This is a genomic window from Microbacterium elymi (assembly GCF_021582895.2).
Taxonomy (GTDB): domain Bacteria; phylum Actinomycetota; class Actinomycetes; order Actinomycetales; family Microbacteriaceae; genus Microbacterium; species Microbacterium humicola.
The window spans coordinates 2,020,565-2,044,887 of record NZ_CP091139.2; the positions used below are offsets into that span (position 1 = coordinate 2,020,565).

Here is a 24,323-nt window from a genome sequence, read left to right on the forward strand (position 1 = left end):
TGCGATCTGGACGGCGTCACGTGGAGCAAGCTCGCTGGATGCCGACGACTACGCGATCGATCCGTCGACCTGCAGCGGGTCGTTGGACGGCACGGGAGCGACCCACTACCAGCTCACGTTCACCGACGGCGGCTTCACTCAGGGCAAGGCATCCCTGACGGTCTCGGGCTCGGACGCGACGGTCACCTACCAGGACGCCGTGCCGACGATCACCCCGGTCTACAGCGGCTTCGTCAACGACGAGACGGCCGCCGACCTGATCGATGCCGGCGATCTGACCGCGCCGACCTCGTGCAGCACCGACTACACCAGGGCATCGGATGTCGGGACCTATGCGACCTCATGCACGGGCGCGGCAGCGCGCAACTATGTCATCGTCAGCGGCACCGGCCACGTCACCGTCGATCCGCAGTCGGTCGATGTCGGCATCGGCGGCACCATGCGCTACGGCGAGGCTCCGGAGTTCCATCTGTACCCCGCGTATACGGGGCTCTCCTTCGACCTCTCTGACGGTCTCACCTGCACGAAGGACACCGACGGCGACACGCTGACCGGCCTGCACTACCTGCTCGGCGGCTATCGCATCGATCCGAACTCCTGCAACGGACCTGCCAGTGACACGACCGGCAACTACAGCCCCAATTACACGAGCGGCACCTTCACCGTCACGACCGCACCCCTGTCCGTCACCCCGAGCATCACAGATGCGGTGTACGGCTCGGACGCGAACGTCACCCCCAGCTACAGCGGGTTCGTGAACGGCGAGGATGCCTCGGTGCTGGACCCGGCCCCCACCTGCTCGTCCGACTACGCGGCGGGAATGCCGATCGGCTCCTACACGGCGAACTGCACAGGCGGCTCCGCGAACGACTACACGCTCCACTACAACTCGGCGAACTTCACCGTGGCAGCGAAGTCGCTGTCGGTGACGATCAGTGCGACCCAGACATATGGAGGCACGCCGGTCTTCTCCGCCAAGGTGTCGTCGAGCGACCCGTCTGACCGCGCCGCCCTTCCGAGTGACGCCGCCGTGTCGTGCACGACGGTCGACGGCCAGTCGATGACTGGTCTGGGCGTGGCGTTCTACCGCATGGACACCGATTCATGCACGGGCCCCGCGACGGATGCCGACGGGAACTACGCCTACACCTACGTGGGCGGACTTCTGCAGGTGACGCGCGCACCCCTGACGGTGACGGCGTCGGGCACGCAGGCCACCTATGGTGACGCCGCCCCGCCGGTCGACCCCGTCTACAGCGGGTTCGTCAACTCGGACGACGCCGCCGACCTGTCGACATCGCCGACCTGCGAGACGACGGCGTATGCGGCCGGCGATGCGATCGGCGACTACGAGAGCACGTGCAGCGGCGCGACATCCGACAACTACACGATCACCTACGCGGTCGGGCACCTCACGGTGGTGCCCGCGCCGCTGACCGTGCATCCGGCGGACGTGACGATGGCGTTCAACTCTCCCGTGCCGCCGCTGACGATCGGCTACGACGGCTTCGTCGCCGGCGACGACGCCACGGTCGTCACGACAGCATCGACGTGCGCCGTGTTCGATGCCGCACTCACCCCGATCACACCGCTGTCACGGCCGGGCGTCTACCCGATCACCTGCAACGGCGGGGATGCCGCGAACTACGTGTTCGTGGGGCTCGCCGACCCCGCGACGCTCACGATCCTGGACCCGACCTCGTTCCGCCTGTTCGTCGCCCCGTCCACGGTCTTCGACGGGGATGGTGTGGACATGAGCGGCGGCGTGCTGCCTCCGGGCACGACGGTGGCGTTCACGTTCCACTCCGACCCGGTCGCCGCGGGGGTCGCGAGGACGGGTTCGGACGGCACGTTCGCGCGCCCGTTCACGGTGCCGGCGGGGACGGTCGCCGGGGCACACGAGATGCAGGCCGTGGCCACCCTGCCCGACGGCACGCAGCTCGAGCAGACCGCGCCGCTGACCGTCGTGGCCGCGCCGGCCGGGTCGTCCGGGAGCTCGGCCGGTGCCGGTGCCGGGAGCTCGGCCGGTGCAGACCCCGCCACGCCGGGCATCCTGGCCATCACCGGCTCGGCTCTGAACGCGGTGGGGCTGCCACGCTGGGTGCGCTGGCGGTGGCACTCGGCGCCGGCCTCGTCCTGCTGGTCGCCGTGCGCCGGCGCCGCACTGAATGAGACAGCGACGGAGCCGGGGGAGGTCCGCACCCGGATGCGCGGATGCGTGGAGCGCGCGGCGGACTGTCAGTGACACCGGTCGTACCCGGGCATAGCCTGACGACATGCATGCAGGAATCCACTTCTGGAACTACACGATGCCGCAGGCGTCGGCATCCATCCCCACGGTGCTCGCCGACACCGCCCGCGCCGCCGAATTCGGTGGCTTCGAACAGTTCACCGTCATGGACCACTGGTTCCAGATGGAGGCTGCCGGCGACCCCGCCGAGCCGATGCTCGAGGCGTTCTCGGCGCTGGCGTTCGTCGCCGGGCAGACGCAAGCGGATGCGGCTGGCCCCGCTCGTCGTCGGCGTGACGTATCGGCACCCGGGCTTGCTGGCCAAGACGGTCACCACGCTCGATGTGCTCAGCGGCGGCCGGGCGGCGCTCGGCATCGGCGCGGCCTGGTACGAGCGCGAGCACCATGCGCTGGGCGTGCCGTATCCGGCGATCGCCGAGCGTTTCGAACGCCTGGAGGAGGCGATCCGGATCGCGCTGCAGATGTGGAGCGATCAGACCGGTCCGTTCGAGGGGAAGCACTACGCGCTGGCTGAGACGCTCAACAGTCCGGCGCCGGTGCAGCGGCCGCATCCGCCCCTGATGATCGGCGGCAAGGGCGAGCGCAAGACCCTGCGCATCGCCGCCCAGTACGGGCAGATCGTCAATCTGATGACCGGCGACCCCGATGAGACCGCGCACCTGCTGGACGTGCTGCGGCGGCACTGCGACGCGGTCGGCACCGACTACGACGCGATCGAGAAGCAGGTGATGGGCAGCCGACTCGACCCGTCGAGCCCGGAGTTCTGGCCCACCATGGAGCGCTTCGCCGCTCTCGGCATCGACCTGGTGGTGTTCGGCGTGCGGCCTGACCGTCAGCTCGCGTCGGTGGAGACGCTCGCCGCCGACGTGCTGCCGCGGCTTGCGCGAGCTCTGACGTCGGCGCGATGGGGCTCGGTGAGCCGCTGCTGTGTTCGTATCTGGGCCAGATCTCAGGGCAAGGACGGGGATGTCGAGGGTGACGGATTCGGCAGGATAATCAGCGGTAGACCATTGACATAGCGAAGGTGCGTTCGATACACTGGGGGTAGTTCACCCGAGGAGCAGACCGGAGGTTTCGCTGATGTCATCATCGTCTGCGGGCCGGTCTGCGGTGCTGTCGGAGTTGGATCAGCTGGTCGAGGACCTGACCGGGTCGCGGGCCCTGGCGGCGCGGGCGTTCGCGGCGGAGATGTTCTTCTTCGAACGGGTCGCCGGGGTGGTCCAGGAGCGGGAACGGGAACGCGCCGCACGGGACGGGGACGGGGCGGTCACCTGCTCGTCGCAGCTGGGGATGCGGGAGGTGTATGCCGAGGTCGCGGCCGCGTTGCGGCTCAGTGAGTGGCAGGTGGCGCGGAAGGTGTCACAGGCGTGGAGCCTGACCCACCGGTTCTACCAGACGCTGTGCGAGGCCAGCGACGGCCGGATCTGGCTGGAGCATGCGACCCTGATCGCGGAGACCGGTGCGGTGATCGAGGACGATCAGGTGCGCCGTCAGTACGAGGCGGTCGCGGTGGATATGGCGGGGGAGATGACCCCGGCCCAGTTGCGGCCGGCGCTGTCCGGGCTGGTGTCCCGGCTGGACCCGGAAGGCACCCAGCAGCGGGTCCGGGACGCCGTGAAACGCCGGAAGGTGACGGTGCGGGAGCTGGAACCGGGGCTTGCCCGGATCACCGCCGACCTGCCCACCGTGCAGGCCGTGGGCGCATACAACCGGGTCCAGCAGATGGCCACCGACCTGTACGAACAGAACCAAACCGACCAAGCCGCAGCTCAAGCCGACGCCGGCGTCGATGCGGGCGGCCTGGTGGTTGATGAGCGGACGCGGTCGCAGATCATGGCGGACGTGTTCAGCGACCTGCTGCTGACCAACATCCCCGACGGGCACGGTGCCACCGACCAGGCCAGAGAGAACCTCGGGGCGATCACCGGGACGGTGCAGGTCACCATCCCGGCCGGCACCCTGACCGGGCAGACGGTCGGCGGGGCGACCGTGGTCGGGTTCGGGGCGATCGATGATGACACCGCCCGGGACCTGGCCGGGGCGGCGCGGGCGTGGACCCGGGTGTTCACCGACCCGTGCACCGGGGTCCCCACCCGTGTGGACCGGTACCGGCCCTCGAAGCGACAACGGCTGTTGTTGCAGGTGCGGGATGAGCACTGCCGGTTCCCCGGCCTGCCGCCGCCCCGCCCACAAATGCGACATCGACCACACCCTCGCGTACGCCGAGGGCGGGCAGACGTGCCTGTGCAATCTGGCACACCTGTGCAAACGGCACCACACCCTCAAGCACGAGACCGACTGGACCGTGATCCAGCGGCCCGGCGGGATCCTGGAATGGACCGCACCCACCGGACGCATCCACCACACCCGACCACCCGGCACCGTCAGATTCCAACCCATCACTGCGAACGCCCTCGCCCGCGACCCCGCACCATTCTGACCGCCGAATACTAGAAGTAGTAGACTCATTGGCGTGGGCAGGGTGAGTCGGACCGAGTTGAATCAGCAGACCGCGCGGGTGCTCGCGCGGGTCGTGGCCGGCGAGCGCATCACGATCACCGATCGCGGCCGACCGATCGCTGAACTGACTCCTCCGCTGCGATCGCGTTGGGATGAACTCGTGGCGGCGGGCAAGATCATCCCGGCTCGTGTGCCCGGTGGCGTGACCGTCGTCGGTGGCGGAGTCGACGCCAGCACAGAGGAGATCATCGCCGACATCCGCGCGGACCGCTCGTGATCTATCTCGACACGTCGGCCGCTGTGAAGGCGCTCGTCGACGAGTCCGGCAGCGTGCAGATGCGCGCGCTGCTCTCGGGCGATGCGCCGTTGATCTCATCGCGGCTGTTCGCGGTCGAACTGCAGGCGGTCGTCGATCGGCGAGGTATCGACGCGGATGCGGCAGCCCGCGTGGTCGACAGGATCGCGCTCGCCTCACTGGATGATGCCGTCGCTGATCGAGCGATCATTCTTCGTTCGGGCTTGCGCACGCTCGACGCGCTGCACCTGGCCACCGCGCTGGAGCTGGGCGATATCGTCACCGGATTCCTGTCATACGACGCCGAGCTCAACGCCGCCGCGCAGGCTCACGGCCTGACACTCGTCGAGTCCTGACGGGGCCGCGTCAGTCCTCGACGACGCGCGCGGCGATGTCGGTGCGGTATTGGCCGCCGGCGAGTTCGATCTTCGCCAGCGCCTCGTATGCGCGCTTGCGTCGACTCGGCGAACGTCGTGCCCAGCGCGACGACGTTCAGCACGCGTCCGCCGGTCGCGACGATCCCCTCATCGCTCCTCCCGGTGGCCGCATGCGCCAGATGCACGCCGTCCACGGCGGCCGCGGCATCCAGCCCCCGCAGCGCCCGACCGGTGATCGGATCAGCCGGATAGCCCTCGCTGGCCAGCACGACGCTGACCGCGGTCGCGTCGGCGAAGGCCGGTCGCGGGCAGTCCTCGAGATGACCGGATGCCGCAGCCAGCAGGGCTTCCGAGAGGGGGTCGACCAGCCGGGGCAGCACCACCTGGGTCTCGGGGTCGCCGAAGCGGGCGTTGAACTCGATGACCTTCACGCCGCCGTCGGTGAGCACGAGTCCGGCGTAGAGGAGTCCGATGAACGGCGTGCCCTCGGCATCCAGCTGCCGGATCACCGGCTCGGCGATCGTGCGGGTGACCAGGTCGACGAACGCGTCCTCTCCGCCGAAGTGTTCGAGCGGCCACGGCAGCGGCGAGTAAGCGCCCATGCCGCCGGTGTTCGGTCCCTCATCGCCGTCGCGCAGACGCTTGTAGTCCTGGGCGGGGCTCAATGGCAGCACGTGGTCGCCGTCGGCCAGGAAGAACAGCGACACCTCGGGACCGGACAGGAACTCCTCGACCAGCACCGGCGCAGACCCCAGATACTGCGCGGCGTGCGCGAGCGCCGCGTCACGGTCGGAGGTCACGATGACGCCCTTGCCCGCCGCCAGCCCGTCGGCCTTCACGACATAGGGGGCACCCAGCTCGTCCAGCGCGACGCCGATCTCGTCGGCCGTGTGCGCGCGCACTGCACGACCGGTCGGCACGCCGGCGGCATCCATGATCCGCTTGGCGAAGGCCTTCGAGCCCTCCAGCTGCGCGGCGGCCCGGCCCGGCCCGAAGACCGGGATGCCGCGCTCGCGCAGCGCGTCGGCGACACCGGCGACCAGGGGAGCCTCGGGGCCGATCACGACCAGGTCGATGCGTGCGTCGTTGGCATATCCGGTGACCGCACCCGGGTCGTTCGGGTCGAGCGCCACGACGACCGCGTCCTGCGCGATGCCGGCGTTGCCGGGAGCGGCGAAGATCTCGTGCGCGGTGCCCTCCGCGCGCAGCGCCAGGATGATGGCGTGCTCGCGCGCGCCCGAGCCGAGGACGAGGATTCTCACCCCTCAGCCTATCGGCGGGGCCGATCCGCCGCCCGGTCGTGACGGCATCCGGAGTAGCGTGAACGCATGCCTCGCAAGATCGACACGGAGGAGGGCAGAGCCGCCCTCGCCGGCGTGAACAGCGGCGACCCCGGGCGCACGGATCTGGCGACGGCCGTGCGCTACCTGCTCGAGCTGTTGGCCGAGAAGGCACCCGGCCACACCGTCGAGGTGCGGGTTCCGCCGTTCGGCGCGGTCCAGATCATCGAGGGCCCCCGCCACACCCGCGGCACCCCGCCGAACGTCGTGGAGACCGACCCGATGACGTGGATCTCGCTCGCCCTCGGGAATCAGCAGTGGCAGGATGCCGCCGGCGACGGCCGGATCCTCAGCTCCGGGGTGCGCGCCGACATCTCGGACCTGCTGCCGCTTGCGCCCCTGAGGCCACTGCCGCGAGTTCTGCCGTGTGCAGAACTCCGGAACAATCGCGCCCGCGCCCGCGACGCGCCGTCGCTCACCGCGGTCGGCGTGGGAATCTCCGGAGTTCTGCACGCCCGCTCCGTCACGAAGAGCTCCGTCACGAAGAGCTCCGTCACGAAGAGCTCCGTCACGAAGAGCAGGGGACAGTGCTCGCGCCTGGTGCGACAATGGAGACATGGCCGATCCGGTGAGTCCTTCCCCGCCCGCGCAGCGCCGACCGACGGCATCCGCGGAGCTGATCGAGGAGAGCCTCGAGCAGGCGACCCTGCGGCGCGCGCCGAAGATCGCGGTGTTCCTCGTCCTGGGAGCAGCGCTCGGCGTCATCGTCGCCGCCATCCTGACCTTCGCGTTCGGCATCGCCGACGGGTCGGGCATGGAGGCGAGCAGCATGAGCGCCGTCAGCTATTCGAAGGGCCAGGTGTTCGGGTTCCTCGTGCTGGTCTGCGGTGTGGCCGGAGTCGCGCTGGGCGGCATCGTCGCGCTGGTCTTCGACTGGACCGCCGGCCGTCGTGCGCGCCGGGTCCGCGTCGACCGCGAGACGGTCACCAACGTCGAGTGACGCTCACGCCAGCTCGGCGATGATCGGATGGATGGCGGCGTCGAACGCCGCCACATCCTGACGCAAGCCCGTCGGTCACGGCGATGGTCAGCGCGCCGATCCACCACACGCCCCGCTGGGTCAGCGGCAGCACCTGCACGTTCAGCTCGAACGAATGCGCCCGCCGCCCGACCGTGCGCTCGTGCTCGGCGATCGCGCTCGCGTACGCGCGATAGGACGTGCCCGGATTCGCCCCGGCGTTCTTCGTGTGCCGGGCGTGCATCGTCTGCGACACCGCGAGCGCCTCGGCGGCGTGCGGCGTGATCGCCGCCCGCAGCTCGTCGAAGCCGTCCACCGGCAGCGCGATCAGCGTCTCGAACCCGTCGACCAGCTCGAGCGGCACCGCCGAGGGGTGGGCCTGCGGCTCGACCGTGAGGTCCCAGTACGCGCTCCACTGCCGTTCCAGGATCGCCTGCGCGTCGGGGCTGCGGTCGTTCACGCGAGGGCGGATGCCGCGAAGGTGCGGAAGCTCGTCGGGTGCGCGGATCCCCACCAGCTGTCGCAGACACAGGGCGAGCAGCACCGGGTGACTCGCGTCCTCGCGAATCACCCACTCCGGACCGCCGGCGCTCTGCATGCCGCCATTGTAGGGCGGGGCCGGTCACGCGGCATCCGTCCAGCCACCGCGCCGGTAGGCTGGTCACGTGGCCGCATCCCCCTCTGCGAATCCCTATGCCCAAGCCGGAGTCGACACCGCCGCCGGTGATCTCGCGGTCGAGTTGATGAAGTCGGCCGTCCGCCGCACCCACGGCCCCGAGGTGATGGGCGGCGTGGGCGGTTTCGCCGGGCTGTTCGACGCGTCCGCCCTGCGCGGATACACCCGTCCGCTGCTGGCCTCGAGCACCGATGGCGTCGGCACCAAGGTCGCCATCGCCCAGGCGCTCGACAAGCACGACACGATCGGCGAGGACCTCGTCGGCATGGTCGTCGACGACATCGTGGTGGTCGGTGCCAGGCCGCTGTTCCTGACCGACTACATCGCCTGCGGCAAGGTCGTGCCGGAGCGCATCGCCGACATCGTGTCCGGCATCGCGCGCGGCTGCGAGCTCACCGGGACGGCCCTGGTCGGCGGCGAGACGGCCGAGCACCCGGGCCTGCTGGGCGCGCACGACTACGACGTCGCGGGGGCCGCGACCGGCGTGGTCGAGGCCGACCGCGTGCTGGGTGCGGACCGGGTCCGCCCCGGCGACGCGGTGCTGGCCCTGGCATCCTCCGGACTGCACTCCAACGGATACTCCCTGGTGCGCCACATCGCCGCCGGTGCCGGCATCTCGTACGGGCAGCATTCCGCCGACCTGGGCACGACCTGGGGTGAGGCACTGCTCGAGCCCACGCGCCTGTACACCAGCCCGCTGCTGGCGCTGATCGATCAGTTCGGCGACGGCATCCACGCCCTCAGCCACGTGACCGGGGGCGGCATCGCCGCGAACCTCGCGCGCGTGCTGCCGCAGGGCACCTGGGTCGAGCTCGATCGGGCGACCTGGTCGCCGGCGCCGGTCTTCCGGGTGCTGGCAGAGCTGGGCGACATCGCGCTGCAGGCGACCGAGGAGACCTGGAACCTCGGCATCGGGTTCCTCGCGGTCGTGGACGCGGCGACCGCGGCGGATGCCGCATCCGCCCTTTCCGCGGCGGGGATCGCCACCTGGCAGGTGGGCGTGGTCGGTGACGGCGCGCGCCCGGCCGGGCAGTTCAGCCAGGGCGCGAAGGGCGTGGACGGCGGCGCGGTGCGGCTGGTCGGCAGCTACGCGGACGACGCGGAAGACGGGGCGAAGTAAGAGCATATGTGCGGCATCGTCGGCATGGTCGGGCGCGGCCCGGTCAATCAGGACATCTACGACTCGCTGCTCCTCCTGCAGCACCGCGGCCAGGACTCGACCGGCATCGCCACGGCCGAGCCGTCGGGCGTGTTCCACCTGCACAAGGCCGAGGGCATGGTGCGCGAGGGCTTCCGCACCCGCGACATGCGCACCCTGCTGGGAAACATCGGACTCGGGCACTGCCGGTACGCGACCAAGGGCACGGCATCCAGTGAGGAAGAGGCGCAGCCGTTCTATGTGAACGCCCCCTACGGCATCGTGCTGGTGCACAACGGCAACCTCACCAACACCCGTGAGCTGACCGACGAGCTGTTCCACAAGGACCGGCGCCATCTGAACACGAGCTCGGACACCGAGCTGCTGGTCAACGTGCTGGCCAACGAGCTGCAGTCCTCGATCTCGGGTCTCGAGCTCGGACCGGACGAGCTGTTCCAGGCCGTCACCCGCGTGCACGAGCGGGCCGAGGGCTCGTACGCGGCCATCGCGCTGATCGCCGGCTACGGACTGCTCGCGTTCCGCGATCCGTTCGGCATCCGTCCGCTGATCCTCGGCGTGCGCGAGGCGGCCGGCGGCGGGTACGAGTGGATCGTGGCCAGTGAGTCGCTGGTGATGGAGAACGCCGGCTTCGAGGTAGTGCGGGATGTCGAGCCTGGCGAAGCCGTGTTCATCGACCTCGACGGACAGCTGCACACCCGGCAGTGCGCCGCGAACCCGCAGCTGTTCCCGTGCTCGTTCGAGTACGTGTACCTGGCCCGCCCCGACTCGGTGATGAACGGCATCTCGGTGTACGAATCACGGCTGCGGATGGGGGAGCGGCTGGCCGACACGATCGCCAAGCACGTGCCGCGCGAGAAGATCGACGTGGTCATGCCGATCCCGGACTCGGCGCGACCGGCGGCGATGCAGGTCGCCCGCAAGCTCGGCATCGAGTACCGCGAGGGCTTCTACAAGAACCGCTATGTGGGGCGCACGTTCATCATGCCCGGGCAGGCGGTGCGCAAGAAGAGCGTGCGACAGAAGCTGAACGCGATGTCCAGCGAGTTCAAGGGCAAGAACGTGCTGCTGATCGACGACTCGATCGTGCGCGGCACCACGAGCAAGCAGATCATCCAGATGGCGCGGGATGCCGGGGCAGAATCGGTCACGTTCGCCTCTGCTTGCGCCGCCCGTGCGATACCCGCACGTGTATGGCATCAACATGCCGTCCCGGCTCGAGCTGGTCGCGCACGGGCGCACGATCCCCGAGATCGCCGAGGAGCTCGGTGCCGACTACATGGTCTTCCAGGAGATCGACGATCTGCGCGCCGCGATCCTCGAGGGCTCCGAGATCGAAGACCTCGACATGAGCTGCTTCGACGGTCGCTACATCACCGGGACGGTCACCGACGAATACCTGGCCTGGGTCGAGGGCTCGCAGGAGTCCTGAGGTCCGCGGCCGCCGACAGTTCAGGCCTGCTGGCGCTGAGGGTACGAGGGGTCGGCCTCGTCCTCGTCTTCGTCACCGTACTCGTCGGCCCACTTGTCGACGTACTCGTTCTCCGAGCCGTCGGGATGGCCGAGCTCGCGCTCCAGCGCCCCGAAGTTCGGAGAGTAGGTGTCGTACTTGAGTTCCCGGGCGATCTTGGTGTGCTTCGCCTTCTGACGGCCACGCCCCATGCGAGACCCCCTCATGGTCAAGTCGCGGGCAGTGCATGGCCCGACGCGTTCACGATATCCGGCTTCAAACCGGTAAGAGTAGCATTCAGGATAACACGCGGGGCGATGACCGGCCCTGTCCTGGCAGGGTGTTCGTCCGGCCGATACGAGAGGTGAGCGATATATGTCCGAAGCGGCATCCGACGTCCCCGCCGACGGTCCCGTCGACCCCGCGCTCACGGGTGCGGTGATCGTCGGCGTCGTCCCCGGAGAGCCGCCGCGCGTCGTGAAGGAGGCCGCGCGCTATGCGAAGGCCTTCGGCGCTCCGCTGCTGGTCGTGAACGTCGACGTCACCCGGTTCGTGGCCTACGAGGACCCCGACGGCTTCGTGCAGACCGCCCCGCTGGAACTGAGCATCGCCGGTCGCGAGAGCGAGGTCGAGCAGCTCACGAGCGAGACCACCGCGGCGCTCGAGGGCTGCGGCGTGCCGTGGTCGTTCCGCCAGCTGGTCGGCGACCCGGCGCTGGCGATCAAGAAGCTCGCCGACGAGGTGCACGGCCGGCTCATCGTGGTCGGGACCCGCAAGGGCGGCATCGGCGAGTCGATCCGGGAGTTCTTCACCGGGTCGGTCGCCGTCCGCCTCGCGCACCGTCAGACCCGGCCCGTGCTCGTGGTGCCGATCAGTGAGATCATCCCGGACGACCAGGACTTCGATTGGTGACCGGCCGGCGCTGACGACACCGGCCGACGCCTACCGACGCAGGTCGCGCGAGATCGTGCGGCTCACCTCGTCCAGGGCGCGACCGAGCTCGTCCACGACGGACGCCGCCAGCTCGCCGCCCCGCGCCACATGCCCGCGCAGCTCGGCGCGCACCTGCGCCCGGAAGCCGTTGACCGCGGCATCCGCCCGCTGAGCTGCCTCGCGACTGATCACGCGCGCATCGTCGTAGCGGGATGCTCCGGCCGGCGCGCCGGCGGAGCCGCCGGTCCGGCGCTCCTCCTGTGTGGCGGCGGCCAGATCGGCACGCAGGCTCTTCATCGCCGCGCGCACGCTGCCGCGCACCTCGTCCGCGATCAGACGCACCGAATCGGCGAGGTGCGATTCGATGCCCTCCAGCTCGCCGGAACGGGCGGCCACCTCGGCGCGGCCGGCGTCGGTGATGCGGTAGACCGTCTTGCGGCCGTCGACCGCCTTGGTGACCAGGCCCTCCTCTTCGAGCTTGGCCAGGCGGGGGTAGACCGTCCCGGCGCTGGGCGTGTACGTCCCGCCGGTGCGATCCGACAGCGCCTGCATCAGGTCGTAGCCGTGGCGCGGCTCCTCATCGAGAAGGTTCAGCAGGTACAGCCGCAGGTCGCCGTGCGAGAAGACCGGGGCCATCACAGCTTGCTCCTCGTGCTGCGAGGCCGGGTTCGCGCCGCCGTCCGGCGCGGGCCGCCGCACGACCGTCAGGTCACCCGAGACCGAGTTGACCCGGACATCCGCGAACGAGCCGGACAGTTCGCCGGTCGAGCCGGTGAAGTTCGTGGTGAACCCGCTGCCCGAGCGCACGACGTTGTCGACCAGGACGCGTCCACTCACCGACCGGGCCGCGTACTTGACCGCCAGGTCCTCGTCGAGCCGCACCGTTGACGCGCCGCTGACCGTGTTCAGGCTCACCTGGTGCACCTCACCGGTCGAGTCCACCAGCATCCCGCCTGAAACGGTGTCGATCACGGTCTTGCGGATGCTGCCGGTCGCGGCGACGTCGCCGGAGACGCTGTTGGCCGACAGCGTGCCGGTCAGGCCGCGCACCTGCACGTCGCCGGAGACGGCGTTCACGCCCAGGTCGCCGACCAGGCCGTCCACGATGATGTCGCCCGAGACGGTGTTCAGCTTGGCGTCGTTGCGGATGCCCGTCACGAGCGCGCTGGCGCTGACCACGCCGAGGGTGAGGGCGATGCCTGCGGGGGACGGCGACGCTGATCTCGGCCTTCGGCCCGCCCGAGCCGAAGTTGCGGAACACCTCGAGGAAGTTGTCCCAGCGCAGCTGAGGATGGTCGATCTCGACGGTGTCGCCGGTGACTTCGACGCGCAGCTCCTTGCCGGTGACGGCGTGCACCTCGATCCGGGCGCCGGGCTCGTCGTGCGCGACGACATCCACCTGCCCGCCGACGAGGCTGATCTTGAGCTTGCGTACGTCTTCGATGTCGATCACGCGCGTCTGCCCCGGCTCGATGAGCCACTTCTCAAGGGTCATGGGTTCCTCCCGGTTGGTTCCACTTCGCGATATATCGCGTTCACCGACCCTAACACGATATATCGCGTCCCACCACCCCCCCGTTCCCTTCGCGGGATCGTACGATTTGGCCGGCTGCACATCACCCTGGACCGAAATTGATGTGCACTCGGCCAAATCGTACGATTTCGCGGGCTTGACATTGACGTTGCGGCAAGGTTTAGCGTCGAGGGCACGGCGAGGAGGAGGGGCATGGACTGGTCGATCCAGGAGGTCGCGAAGCTCGCGGGCACGACGAGCCGCACGCTGCGTCACTACGACGACATCGGGCTGCTGGCCCCGACCCGCATCGGCTCGAACGGCTACCGCCGGTACGACGAGGGCGCGCTCGTGCGCCTGCAGCGCATCCTGCCGCTGCGCGAGCTCGGGCTGGGACTGCCGCAGATCGCCGACGTCCTGGCCCGCCAGACGAGCGAGACCGACGCGCTGACCACCCACCTGGCCCTGCTGCGGCAGGAGCAGGACCGGCTGGCCCGGCGCATCGCCGCCGTCACCTCCACCATCCACGCCTTGACCGAAGGAGAGACCCCCATGGCAGAGAAGATGTTCGACGGATTCGACCACACCCAGTACCGGGAAGAGGTCGAGACCCGCTGGGGCGCCGACGCGTACGCGCGCAGCGACGCCTGGTGGCGCGGCCTGAGCGCCGACGAGAGGACCGCGTGGCAGGCGCGCCCGCGACCTGGGCCGGGACTGGACGGATGCCGCGGCCCGCGGCATCGCCCCGGACAGCGCCGAGGCCCAGGCCTTGGCCGAGCGGCACGTGCAGTGGCTCATCGGCATCCCCGGCACGCCCGCGGGCACCCCCGGCGGCGACGTCCGCGGATACGTCACCGGGCTCGGCGACATGTACGTGGCCGACCCGCGGTTCGCCGCCAACTACGGCGGGCTCGACGGCGCCACCCTGGTGCGCGATGCGCTGCGCGTGTACGCCGAGGCGCACCTGTAATCCCGAGGCGCACCTGTAGCGCCACGGCACATCACCGGTGACCCCGGGCCGTCCGCCGCCGCCGATCGACCGGGCCGCCCGTAGGCTGAGACCTATGGGCGACCCGGTCGAATTCCTGCGCGCGTGCGCACCCGGCACCCGGGTGACGGTGCGCCGCCGCATCGACAGCGGCTACACGGACGCACTCGGCTACCTGCGCGAGATCACCGACGACACCTGCGTGGTGGACACCCGCCGCGGCCTCGTCGAGGTGCCGCTGGATGCCGTGACCGCCGCGATCCGCGTGCCCGAGCCGCCGACCACGAGGAGACAGCAGGGATGACGGCAGAGATGACAGCGTTCGACGCGACCACCGAGGACCGGTTGCGCGAGATCGGCGGCATGAAGTGGTCGCTGTACCCCGAGGCGACCGGGATGTTCGTCGCCGAGATGGACTTCGGCGTCGCCGAGCCGGTGCGCGCCGCGGTCCAGGGCGCGGTCGACGACGCACTGTTCGGCTACCCGCCGCCGCGCATCGTGGACGCGCTGTCCGCGGCCTGCGCCGCCTGGCAGCGCGACCGCTACGGCTGGGACGTTCCGGCCGAGCGCGTGCGTCCCCTCGCGGACGTGCTCACCGGGCTGACCGCCGCGATCGAGCTGTTCACCGCTCCCGGGAGCGCGATCATCCTGCCCACGCCCGCCTACATGCCGTTCCTCACGGTCCCGGCCACGGTCGGCCGCGAGGTCATCGAGGTTCCGATGCTCCTCGAGGACGGCGAGCTCGTGCTCGATCTGAACGGCATCGACCGCGCGTTCGCCGCGGGCGGGGGCATGCTCATCCTCTGCAACCCGCACAATCCGGTCGGCCGCGTGTACCGGCCCGACGAGATGGGGGCGGTCGCCGAGATCGTGGAGCGCCACGGCGGGCGGGTGTTCTCGGACGAGATCCACGCGCCGCTGGTGTACGAAGGCACCCGCCACACTCCGTACGCGTCGGTCTCGCCGATGACCGCCGCGCACACGATCACCGCGGCATCCGCCTCGAAGGCATGGAATCTGCCGGGGCTGAAGTGCGCGCAAGCTCATCCTCTCCAACGACGAGGATGCCGCGGCCTGGGCCGACTCCGCGAAGGCGCACTTCATCGAGCACGGGGCCAGCATCCCCGGCATCCTCGCCAACACGGCCGCGTACGCCGGCGGCGGCCCGTGGCTGGCCGAGGTCCTGGACTACCTCGACGGCAGCCGCCGGCTGCTCGCCGAGCTCGTCGCCGAGCATCTGCCCGGGGTCGTCCACCGCCCGCCCGACGGCACCTACCTGGCCTGGCTGGACTGCCGCGCGCTCGACCTCGGCGATCACCCCGCCGCCTTCTTCCTGGAGCGGGCGCAGGTGGCGTGCACCGACGGCGCGGACTGCGGGCAGGTCGGCGCCGGGCACCTCCGGCTGAACTTCGCGACACCCCGCCCGATCCTGCGCGCCGCCATCGAGCGGATGGGCCAGGCCCTGTCCGCCCGCTGAGCCCCGACCGCGTCGCGGACTATATGACTCTGCTGTGGCTTTCACCACCCCTGGTACACGCCTGCGCCACAGGAGTAGCGTGACGGTCGGATCGCCGGCGACGGCGCCGGCGGCATGAGGAGTTGTCATCATGTCAACATCAGAACAACCGCTGCGTTCACACGTTCCCGAGGGCCACATCCCTGCCCCGCCGCCGGCCGCGTTCGGCGATCCGGCCGGTCTGGGGCTCGCCGCGTTCGCGCTGACCACGTTCGTGCTCAGCAGCTTCAACGCCGGATGGTTCCCCGAAGCGGCCTCCAGCGTCGTGCTCGGCCTCGCCCTGTTCTACGGCGGCGCCGTGCAGATCCTGGCCGGCCTGTGGGAGTTCGCGAACCGCAACACGTTCGGGGCGGTGGCGTTCTGCTCGTACGGCGGATTCTGGATGTCGTTCTGGTATCTGCTGACGGCGACCAAGCTGCCGGCCGACAGCGCGGGATCGGCGATCGGCATCTACCTCCTGGCCTGGGGGATCTTCACGCTGTACATGGCGATCGCCGCCAGCCGCACGAACCTCGTGGTGCTCCTGGTGTTCATCGCGCTGACGCTGACCTACTTCGCACTGGCGGCCGGCGAGTTCGCCGGATCGTCGACCTGGACGATCATCGGCGGCTGGCTGGGGATCATCACCGCGATCTTCGCCTGGTACGGCTCGTTCGCCACCGTCACCAACTTCACCTACAAGCGCACGCTGCTCCCGCTGTGGCCGCTCGCGCCGGCTGCGCGCTGACCGCGGAAGGAGACATCGACATGTCTGATGAAGCAGCACCATCGCCAACCTGATGCACGAGGCGCGGACCTTCCCGCCGCCGGCCGAGCTCGCCGAGCAGGCCAACGCCCGGCCCGACATCTACGACCGCGACCCCGACGAGTTCTGGGAGACCGAGGCGCGGAACCGGCTGAGCTGGTCCACCCCGTTCACGGCGCTGAAGGAGGGCGCCGTCCCGTACGTCACCTGGTTCACCGGCGGCAGGTTGAACGCCTGCTACAACTGCGTGGACCGGCACGTGGAAGCCGGCATCGGCGACAAGGTCGCGTTCTACTGGGAAGGGGAGCCGGCCGACGACAAGCGCACGATCACCTACGCCGATCTGCAGCGCGAGGTGGTGCGCGCGGCCAACGGCTTCGGCAGCGCCGGCATCACCCGCGGCACGCACGTCGCCGTCTACATGGGCATGGTGCCCGAACTGGTCGTGACGATGCTCGCACTGGCCCGCCTCGGCGCGCCGTTCACCGTGGTGTTCGGCGGGTTCAGCCCCGACTCGCTGGCCGGTCGCATCGACGACATGCAGTGCACGCACGTGATCACCCAGGACGGCTCCTGGCGGCGCGGCAAGGTGGTCGATCTGAAGTCCAACGTCGACACGGCGGTGGCCGGATGCCCGTCGGTGACCACGACGATCGTGGTGCGCCGCACGGGCAACGACGTGGTGATGGCCGAGGATCGAGACCTCTGGTGGCACGACGTGATCGCCGGGCAGAGCGAGGATGCGGCATCCTGTCCGTGCGCCGAGATGGACAGCGAGGATCTGCTGTTCGTGATGTACTCCAGCGGCACGACGGGCAAGCCCAAGGGCGTGATGCACACGACCGCCGGCTACCTGCTGGGCACGTCCACCACGCACAGCTACGTCTTCGACATCAAGCCGGAGAGCGTGTACTGGTGCGCGGCCGACATCGGCTGGATCACCGGGCACAGCTATATCGTGTTCGGTCCGCTGGTGAACGCGACCACCTCGGTGATGTACGAGGGCACCCCCGACTTCCCCGAGCGGGACCGGTGGTGGGACATCATCGAGCGCTACCGGGTGACCGTGCTGTACACCGCCCCGACCGCCGTGCGCACGCACATGAAGTGGGGCACGCAGTACGCCGACAAGCACGACCTGAGCTCGCTGAAGGTGATCGGCTCGGTGGGCGAGCCGATCAACCCCGAGGCGTGGATCTGGTACCGCGACACCATCGGCGGCGGGCGCACGCCGGTCGTCGACACGTGGTGGCAGACCGAGACCGGGATGATCATGATCACGCCGCTGCCCGGCATCTCCACGCTGAAGCCGGGCGCCGCGCTGCGCCCGTTCCCCGGTGTGACCGCCGAGGTGCTCGACGAGGAGGGCAACGCCATCGCGCCGGGAGGCGCCGCCGGCTACCTGACTCTCACGAGCGTCTGGCCGTCGATGCTGCGCGGCCTGTACGGCGACAACGAGCGGTACGAGCAGGTGTACTGGAGCCGGTTCCCCGGTCGCTATCTCGCCGGCGACGGCGCACGCGTCGACGCCGACGGCGACTTCTGGCTGATGGGCCGGATCGACGACGTCATGAACGTGTCGGGGCACCGGCTCTCGACGATCGAGATCGAGAGCGCCATCGTCGACCACCCCGAAGTGGCCGAGGCGGCCGTCACCAGCCGGCCCGACGAGGTCACCGGCCGGGCGGTCGTCGCCTACGTCACGCTGAAGGGGGATGTCGAGGGCGACGCCGCGAAGGCGTCCGAGCTGCGCGACCACGTCGCGAAGGTGATCGGCGCGATCGCGAAGCCGGCGAACATCGTGTTCACCCCGGAGCTGCCCAAGACCCGGTCCGGCAAGATCATGCGGCGGCTGCTGAAGGATGTCGCCGAGAACCGCACGCTGGGCGACACCACGACGCTGGCCGACCCGACCGTCGTGGACGAGATCCAGCGTCGTGCGGCGGCGATGGCCAGCCAGGAGGAGTGAGCGGGCTCAGCGGGGCCGGTCGCCGACGAAGCGGGGGCGGCCGGCGAGGATGCCGGAGAAGAACATGCCGACGATGCCGATCACCACCACCATCAGGGCGATGGTCCACGAGCCGGTCGCATCGTGCAGGCACACCCACCAGGACGGGTCCGAGCGAGGCCAGCAGGTACCCGATCGACTGCGCCATCCCGGACAGGGCGGCGGCCTGATGGTGGTTGCGCGTGCGCAGGCCGAACAGCGACAGCGCGCTGGTGATGGCCGCGCCGCCGGCGATGCCCAGCAGCATCACCCACAGCAGACCGAGCGCGGGCAGCAGCATCTGGCCGACGATGCCCAGCATCGCCACCACCGCCAGCACGGCGTTCAGTCCGCTCTGGCTCGCAGACCGATGCAGCAGCCACGCGCCGGACAGGCTCCCGGCGATGCCGAACGCCTGGAACACGAACTGATGCACGCCCGCGGTCGCGACGCTCACCCCGGCATCGTGCTCGATCGTGGGCCACCACGTGATCACCGTGTAGTACACCGTGGACTGCAGGCCGAGGAACACCGTCACGAACCAGGCCAGCGGTGAGCCCCACATCGATCCGACCTGCGCGGGGGCGGCCGGGGCATCCGCCGCGGCCACGGCCGCGGCATCCGCTGCCCGATCGTGCCGGCGCCGGATCTGCGGCAGGAACACGGCGAAGCCGATGAGGCCCAGCGCCGCCCAGACGCCGAGCGAGAGCCGCCAGCCCGCCGGGGTCAGCCCCGCGATCGGCACCGCCAGCCCGGCCGCGAGCGCGGCCATCGTGCTCTGCGCGGCCGAGTAGATGCCGGTCATCGCTCCCACGCGCGCCGGATACTCGCGCTTGACCAGGGCCGGGATCAGCACGTTGAGCATCGCGATCGACATGCCCAGCACGGCGGTGCCCACCCAGATCGCGCCCGGGACGGGCATCGAACGCAGGACGATGGCCCCCGCCAGCACCAGCACCGAGCCGCCGAGCGACCACTCCAGCCCGATGCGGCGGGCCACCAGCGGGGCGATCGGCGAGATCACGGCGAACCCGATCAGCGGAAGGCTGATGAGGAAGGATGCCGCGGCCCCGCCGATCCCGAGGTCGGCGCGGATCTCGCCCAGCACCGGGCCGACCGAGGTGATGCCCGCGCGCAGGTTCATCGCCAGCAGCAGGACCCCGGCCAGGATCAGCCCGGAACGGGCCACCGCGTCCCCGCGGGAGGAGAGGGAGGCGTCGGGCACCGTGCCAGGCTATGCCCCGGCCGCGGGGCCCGGCGAATCCGCCGGAGCGGAGCCCCGCTCAGTCGATCCGGGACCGATCGCCCAGGCGATGCCAGGTGCGGTTGTGGTAGACGAGCGCGTCGCCGTGGGCACCCGGCTCGACGTCGCGCGAGACCCGCGACTGCAGGGCGTGCGCGGCGATCACGGTCGAGCCGCCGGCATCCATCCGCCCGATGACCGCGCAGCGCACCCAGGCCCGCACGCCGTGATAGACCGGCTCACCGGTGGTCAGACGCGACCAGGCCGAGGCGTCGGCGAACCGGTCGACGCCGCTGGTGGCGGCCAGGGTGGCCAGCGGCAGATCGTGCGCATCCAGCAGGTGCACGATGACCGTCTCGGCACGCGCCAGCACGGGGGATGCCGAGGACTGGCCCGAGATCGAGAAGATCAGCAGCGGCGGCTCGGCGCTCACCGAGGCGACGGATGTCGCGGTCAGCGCGACCGGCCCGTCGCCCGCGTCGGCGGTGATCACCGCCACGCCGCCGGGATGGCCGCGGAACAGCGCCTTGAACTCGGCCGCCGACAGCGACATCCCGAGGGCGCGATCGATGATCGGTCCGGGACGCGCAGCAGGAGAGGCCATGGCAGGACGCTATTCCGGTCGCGCGCCGCCTGCGGCCTCCCTGTCACTGCATGACCGCAGATGACGGAACATGACGTTCCGCCGGGGGAGATGCGGCGTCAGGTGCGGTTGCGGCCGCTGATCACCCGGAACAGGAAGGCGATCAGGGCGATCACCCCGACGATCAGCGCGACCCACAGCAGCCACTGCAGCGCGGCGTTCAGTCCGCTGACGATCGCGACGATGATCGCGACCACGATGATGATGATCAGGGCGATGTTCATAGCAGCATCTCCTCGTTCCGTCCGCGGAACGGATCCGCGGTCTGGACCCACCGTGGCAAACCCGGACCCTCCCCGCAAGGGGGCGCACCGAAGCGGGGGAGAACCGGGCTGCCCGGCCGGGACGGGGGCTCGCGGCGAACGCACATATGCCCGCGTGGAATACTGAGCCGAGCGCGGCCCGCGCCGCGCCGTCGTGCCGTCGCATCCCCCTCGATCGAAGGTCTTCCGTGTCGAAGCTCGCCGTCCTGAGCCTGCGCAACCGCGCGCTCATCGCCCTCGTGACGATCGTCGCCGCCGTGTTCGGCTCGCTCGCGCTGGTGAACCTCAAACAGGAGCTCATCCCGTCGATCGAGTTCCCCCAGCTGGTCGTCGTCTCCACCTACCCCGGCGCCTCGCCGGCCGTGGTCGAGAACGACGTGTCCACCCCGATCGAGACCGCGATCCAGGGGGTCCCGGGTCTGGAGCAGACCAGCGCCACCAGCACGACGAACTCGTCGATCGTCCAGGCGCAGTTCACCTACGGCACGAACCTGGCCACCGCCGAGCAGAAGATCTCGCTGGCCATCGGCCGGATCAAGGACTCGCTGCCCGACGGGGTCGATCCGAACGTCATCTCGGCCAGCATCGACGACTTCCCGGTGATCCAGCTCGCCGTCACCGGCTACGACGATCAAGAGGCGGTGCAGTCGCGGCTGCAGTCCACCATCGTGCCCGAGATCGAAGACCTGCCCGGGGTCAACGCCGCGCAGATCGTCGGCGGCCGCGGGCAGCGGGTGACCATCACCCCGGACGACGACAAGCTCGCGGCATCCGGCTTCACCACCCAGGCGATCAAGGACGCCCTCGCGCAGAACGGGATGCTGTTCCCCGGCGGCGACATCACCGAGGGCGGCAAGACCCTCACCGTGCAGACCGGCACGAAGCTCGACTCGGTGAAGCAGATCGCCGCGCTGCCGCTGGTGCCCACCTCGCCCGCGCAGGCGGCCGGCGGCGAGCAGACGATCTCGGATGTGGCCGATGTCGTGCTGGGTCAGGACCCGGTCACCACCATCTCGCGGGTCGACGGCAAGGATGCCCTGACGCTGGCGATCACCAAGCTGCCCTCGGCGAACACGGTGGACGTCTCCAAGGCCGTGCAGGACGCGCTGCCCGATCTGGAGAACAAGCTGGACGGCGCCACGTTCACCGTGGTGTTCGACCAGGCGCCCTACATCCAGCAGTCGATCGACGCGCTCGCACAGGAGGGCCTGCTCGGCCTGCTGTTCGCCGTGATCATCATCCTGATCTTCCTGCTGTCGGTGCGCTCCACCCTCGTCACGGCGATCTCGATCCCCACCAGCGTGCTGATCACCTTCATCGGCATCCAGGCGTTCGGCTACTCGCTGAACATCCTCACGCTCGGCGCGCTGACCATCGCGATCGGGCGGGTGGTGGACGACTCGATCGTGGTGATCGAGAACATCAAGCGACATTACGTCGAGGGCGCCGACAAGCTCACCGCGATCATCCGCGCCGTGCGCGAGGTCGCGATGGCGGTCTCGGCATCCACCATCACCACGGTGGCGGTGTTCCTGCCGATCGCGTTCGTGGGCGACATGACCGGCGAGCTGTTCCGCCCGTTCGCGCTCACCGTGACGATCGCGATGGTCGCCTCGCTCCTGGTGGCGCTGACGATCGTGCCGGTGCTCGCGTACTGGTTCCTCAAGCCGGGCAAGGCGATCACCGACGCCGCCGGGGCCCCGATCGACCCGGAATCGCCGGATGCCCCGCCCTCCCGCCTCCAGAAGTCGTACCTGCCGATCCTGCGGTGGACGCTCAAGCACTCCTGGGTGACGGTGCTGCTGGCGATCCTGGTCCTCGGCGGCACGGCGGCCCTGGCCCCCCAGATGAAGACGAACTTCCTCGGCGACTCGGGCCAGAACACGTTCACCATGACGCAGGACCTCGGGCAGGCCGCCTCGCTGGACGTGGAGAATGCCGCGGCGAAGAAGGTCGAGGACGCGCTGAAGGACGTGGACGGCATCCAGACCGTGCAGGTCTCGATCGGATCCTCCGGCTCGGCGCTGCGGGACGCGTTCTCGGGCGGCGGCAGCGGCGTCACCTATTCGATCACCACCGACCCCGCCGCCGACCAGGAGAAGGTGCGCGCGGACGTCCAGGCCGCGGTCGCCGACCTCGACGACGTCGGCACCCTGACCGTCTCGACCTCGGGTGGCGGATTCGGCTCCAGCGACGTCGAGATCGACGTGACCGCGCCGGACGGCCAGACGCTGAACACCGCGACGGACGCGGTGGTGGATGCCGTGACCGGCAAGGACGGCGTCGGTCAGGTCACCACCAACCTGTCGGCCTCGCTGCCGTACATCGCGGTGGAGGTCGACCACGACAAGGCCGCAGCCCTCGGTCTGAGCGAGGTCGCCGTCGGCGGGCTCGTCTCGAACACGATGCAGGCGCAGTCGATCGGGACCGTCGACATCGACGACACCGGTCTGACCGTCTACCTCGCGGCATCCGAGACGCCGGACTCGCTCGACGCGCTGAAGGCCATGACCGTGCCCACCGCGACCGGTCCGGTCCGGCTGGACAGCGTCGCCACGGTGAAGCAGACCACCGGCCCGACCTCGATCAGCACCGAACGCGGCGTGCGCACCGCCACGGTGACGGTCACCCCGTCCACCGACGACCTGACCGCGGCATCCGCCACCATCAGCACCGCCCTGGAGACCGTCGACCTGCCGGAGTCGGCCGACGCCCAGATCGGCGGGGTGCTCTCGCAGCAGGGCACCGCGTTCTCGAGCTCGGCCTGGCGATGCTCGCTGCGATCCTGATCGTCTACATCGTGATGGTGGCGACCTTCAAGTCGCTGCCGGCAGCCGCTGCCTGCTGGTGTCGGTGCCGTTCGCGGCCACCGGCGCGATCCTGCTCCAAGCTGGCCACCGGCGTCCCGCTGGGCGTGGCATCCCTCATCGGCGTGCTCATGCTCATCGGCATCGTGGTCACGAACGCCATCGTGCTCGTCGACCTGGTCAACCAGTACCGCGTGAAGGGGCTGTCCGCGCACGACGCGGTGCTGGCCGGCGGCTCTCGGCGACTGCGCCCGATCCTGATGACGGCGCTGGCGACCATCTTCGCGTTGACCCCGATGGCGCTGGGGATCACCGGCCACGGCGGGTTCATCTCCCAGCCGCTGGCGATCGTGGTGATCGGCGGGCTGATCTCGTCCACCGTGCTGACGCTGCTGGTGCTGCCCACGCTGTACAACCTGGTCGAGGGTGCGCGCGAGCGCCGGACGGCGCGGCGGGCGGGACGGGCCGCGGGCGCGGCGAGCGACACCGAGGCGGTGCCGGAGGATGTCCAGGTCGGCGTGGGTACGGCATCCGTCTCATCCGGGACGACGCGGCGCACGACGGCATCCGACGGGAGCGTGGTCGACCACGGCGGAGCGGTGCAGGAGCCGTTCCTGGGCGGGTTGCCGCCGGCGGCGCCGATCCAGTTGAACGAGGGCAAGCTGCGGCGGGAGCGGCGGACGGGGCGCGAGGACTGAGCCGTCCGGCGCGCCTGCGCGAGG

General features: G+C 70.0%; 18 protein-coding genes and 7 pseudogenes. 17 read left to right on the forward strand and 8 right to left on the reverse strand.

The genetic code is table 11. The features are described 5' to 3' along the window. Nucleotides 1-199: 199 nt before the first annotated feature. The 5 genes from L2X98_RS11010 to L2X98_RS11030 all read left to right on the forward strand — a co-directional run bounded on the left by L2X98_RS11010 (nt 200) and on the right by L2X98_RS11030 (nt 5,362). Nucleotides 200-2,245, forward strand: a complete 2,046-nt coding sequence (locus L2X98_RS11010) for an MBG domain-containing protein (protein WP_259610934.1) — start codon at nt 200-202, stop codon at nt 2,243-2,245. 251 nt (nt 2,246-2,496) lie between these two features. After that, nucleotides 2,497-3,270, forward strand: coding sequence for a TIGR03560 family F420-dependent LLM class oxidoreductase (locus tag L2X98_RS11015; protein ID WP_259610935.1), 774 nt, complete (start codon nt 2,497-2,499; stop codon nt 3,268-3,270). Nucleotides 3,271-3,331: 61 nt separating this feature from the next. Next, nucleotides 3,332-4,705 carry a 13E12 repeat family protein gene (locus L2X98_RS11020; protein WP_259610936.1) on the forward strand — a complete coding sequence of 458 codons (1,374 nt, stop codon included), beginning with the start codon at nt 3,332-3,334 and terminating at the stop codon, nt 4,703-4,705. 28 nt (nt 4,706-4,733) lie between these two features. Further along, nucleotides 4,734-4,988: a type II toxin-antitoxin system Phd/YefM family antitoxin gene (locus L2X98_RS11025; RefSeq protein ID WP_259613287.1), complete on the forward strand. Its 255-nt coding sequence runs from the start codon at nt 4,734-4,736 to the stop codon at nt 4,986-4,988. Further along, complete coding sequence (locus L2X98_RS11030; RefSeq protein WP_259610937.1) at nt 4,985-5,362, forward strand: type II toxin-antitoxin system VapC family toxin; 378 nt, start codon at nt 4,985-4,987, stop codon at nt 5,360-5,362. Before L2X98_RS11025 ends, L2X98_RS11030 begins: the two co-directional genes overlap by 4 nt. A gap of 10 nt (nt 5,363-5,372) precedes the next feature. Here L2X98_RS11030 and purD read toward each other — a convergent pair. Continuing rightward, nucleotides 5,373-6,645: pseudogene (gene purD / locus L2X98_RS11035) on the reverse strand (phosphoribosylamine--glycine ligase). A gap of 66 nt (nt 6,646-6,711) precedes the next feature. On the opposite strand from purD, the pseudogene L2X98_RS11040 reads away from it, so the two are divergent. Beyond that, nucleotides 6,712-7,062, forward strand: a pseudogene (locus L2X98_RS11040) (sterol carrier family protein); the annotation flags it as partial. A gap of 217 nt (nt 7,063-7,279) precedes the next feature. Beyond that, complete coding sequence (locus L2X98_RS11045; protein WP_259610938.1) at nt 7,280-7,663, forward strand: potassium transporter Trk; 384 nt, start codon at nt 7,280-7,282, stop codon at nt 7,661-7,663. 3 nt (nt 7,664-7,666) lie between these two features. On the opposite strand, the pseudogene L2X98_RS11050 reads toward L2X98_RS11045, so the two are convergent. Then, nucleotides 7,667-8,279: pseudogene (locus L2X98_RS11050) on the reverse strand (zinc-binding alcohol dehydrogenase). Between the two features lie 67 nt (nt 8,280-8,346). On the opposite strand from L2X98_RS11050, the gene purM reads away from it, so the two are divergent. Together purM and purF are read left to right on the forward strand one after the other, a co-directional pair. Further along, nucleotides 8,347-9,477, forward strand: coding sequence for a phosphoribosylformylglycinamidine cyclo-ligase (purM, locus tag L2X98_RS11055; RefSeq protein WP_259610940.1), 1,131 nt, complete (start codon nt 8,347-8,349; stop codon nt 9,475-9,477). Between the two features lie 6 nt (nt 9,478-9,483). Beyond that, nucleotides 9,484-10,945 (forward strand): annotated as a pseudogene (gene purF, locus L2X98_RS11060) (amidophosphoribosyltransferase). 20 nt (nt 10,946-10,965) lie between these two features. On the opposite strand, the gene L2X98_RS11065 reads toward purF, so the two are convergent. Beyond that, nucleotides 10,966-11,175 carry a DUF3073 family protein gene (locus tag L2X98_RS11065; protein ID WP_259610941.1) on the reverse strand — a complete coding sequence of 70 codons (210 nt, stop codon included), beginning with the start codon at nt 11,173-11,175 and terminating at the stop codon, nt 10,966-10,968. A 163-nt stretch (nt 11,176-11,338) separates the two neighbouring features. Between L2X98_RS11065 and L2X98_RS11070 the strand changes: the two genes are divergently transcribed. After that, entirely contained in the window at nt 11,339-11,875 is a 537-nt protein-coding gene (locus tag L2X98_RS11070; RefSeq protein ID WP_259610942.1) for a universal stress protein, read from the forward strand. A 30-nt stretch (nt 11,876-11,905) separates the two neighbouring features. Here the strand turns inward: L2X98_RS11070 and L2X98_RS11075 are convergent, their stop codons facing one another. Next, nucleotides 11,906-12,532 (reverse strand): PadR family transcriptional regulator, encoded by a 627-nt coding sequence (locus L2X98_RS11075; protein ID WP_259613288.1) that lies wholly within the window; start codon nt 12,530-12,532, stop codon nt 11,906-11,908. Between the two features lie 21 nt (nt 12,533-12,553). Beyond that, nucleotides 12,554-13,391 (reverse strand): annotated as a pseudogene (locus tag L2X98_RS11080) (DUF4097 family beta strand repeat-containing protein); the annotation flags it as partial. A 231-nt stretch (nt 13,392-13,622) separates the two neighbouring features. Between L2X98_RS11080 and L2X98_RS11085 the strand changes: the two are divergent. From L2X98_RS11085 to acs, 5 genes and pseudogenes are all read left to right on the forward strand, one after another. Continuing rightward, nucleotides 13,623-14,379, forward strand: a pseudogene (locus L2X98_RS11085) (MerR family transcriptional regulator). Nucleotides 14,380-14,473: 94 nt separating this feature from the next. After that, nucleotides 14,474-14,701, forward strand: a complete 228-nt coding sequence (locus tag L2X98_RS11090; RefSeq protein WP_259610943.1) for a hypothetical protein — start codon at nt 14,474-14,476, stop codon at nt 14,699-14,701. 8 nt (nt 14,702-14,709) lie between these two features. After that, nucleotides 14,710-15,957 carry an aminotransferase class I/II-fold pyridoxal phosphate-dependent enzyme gene (locus tag L2X98_RS11095; RefSeq protein WP_354002751.1) on the forward strand — a complete coding sequence of 416 codons (1,248 nt, stop codon included), beginning with the start codon at nt 14,710-14,712 and terminating at the stop codon, nt 15,955-15,957. A 47-nt stretch (nt 15,958-16,004) separates the two neighbouring features. Further along, on the forward strand, nt 16,005-16,640 hold the full coding sequence (locus L2X98_RS11100; RefSeq protein ID WP_259610944.1) for an acetate uptake transporter: 636 nt from the start codon (nt 16,005-16,007) through the stop codon (nt 16,638-16,640). A 52-nt stretch (nt 16,641-16,692) separates the two neighbouring features. Beyond that, complete coding sequence (gene acs, locus L2X98_RS11105) at nt 16,693-18,627, forward strand: acetate--CoA ligase (RefSeq protein ID WP_259610945.1); 1,935 nt, start codon at nt 16,693-16,695, stop codon at nt 18,625-18,627. A gap of 157 nt (nt 18,628-18,784) precedes the next feature. Here the strand turns inward: acs and L2X98_RS11110 are convergent. The 3 genes and pseudogenes from L2X98_RS11110 to L2X98_RS11120 form a co-directional block, all read right to left on the reverse strand. Continuing rightward, nucleotides 18,785-19,789, reverse strand: a pseudogene (locus L2X98_RS11110) (MFS transporter); the annotation flags it as partial. A gap of 139 nt (nt 19,790-19,928) precedes the next feature. After that, on the reverse strand, nt 19,929-20,492 hold the full coding sequence (locus tag L2X98_RS11115; protein ID WP_259610946.1) for a flavin reductase family protein: 564 nt from the start codon (nt 20,490-20,492) through the stop codon (nt 19,929-19,931). A gap of 98 nt (nt 20,493-20,590) precedes the next feature. Beyond that, nucleotides 20,591-20,755, reverse strand: coding sequence for a hypothetical protein (locus tag L2X98_RS11120; protein ID WP_259610947.1), 165 nt, complete (start codon nt 20,753-20,755; stop codon nt 20,591-20,593). 227 nt (nt 20,756-20,982) lie between these two features. On the opposite strand from L2X98_RS11120, the gene L2X98_RS11125 reads away from it, so the two are divergent. Together L2X98_RS11125 and L2X98_RS20985 are read left to right on the forward strand one after the other, a co-directional pair. Continuing rightward, nucleotides 20,983-23,583 (forward strand): efflux RND transporter permease subunit, encoded by a 2,601-nt coding sequence (locus L2X98_RS11125; protein ID WP_354002752.1) that lies wholly within the window; start codon nt 20,983-20,985, stop codon nt 23,581-23,583. A 14-nt stretch (nt 23,584-23,597) separates the two neighbouring features. Then, the gene (locus L2X98_RS20985; RefSeq protein ID WP_354003043.1) at nt 23,598-24,299 is read left to right on the forward strand and encodes an efflux RND transporter permease subunit; all 702 of its coding nucleotides are present in this window, start codon (nt 23,598-23,600) and stop codon (nt 24,297-24,299) included. Nucleotides 24,300-24,323 lie beyond the last annotated feature (24 nt).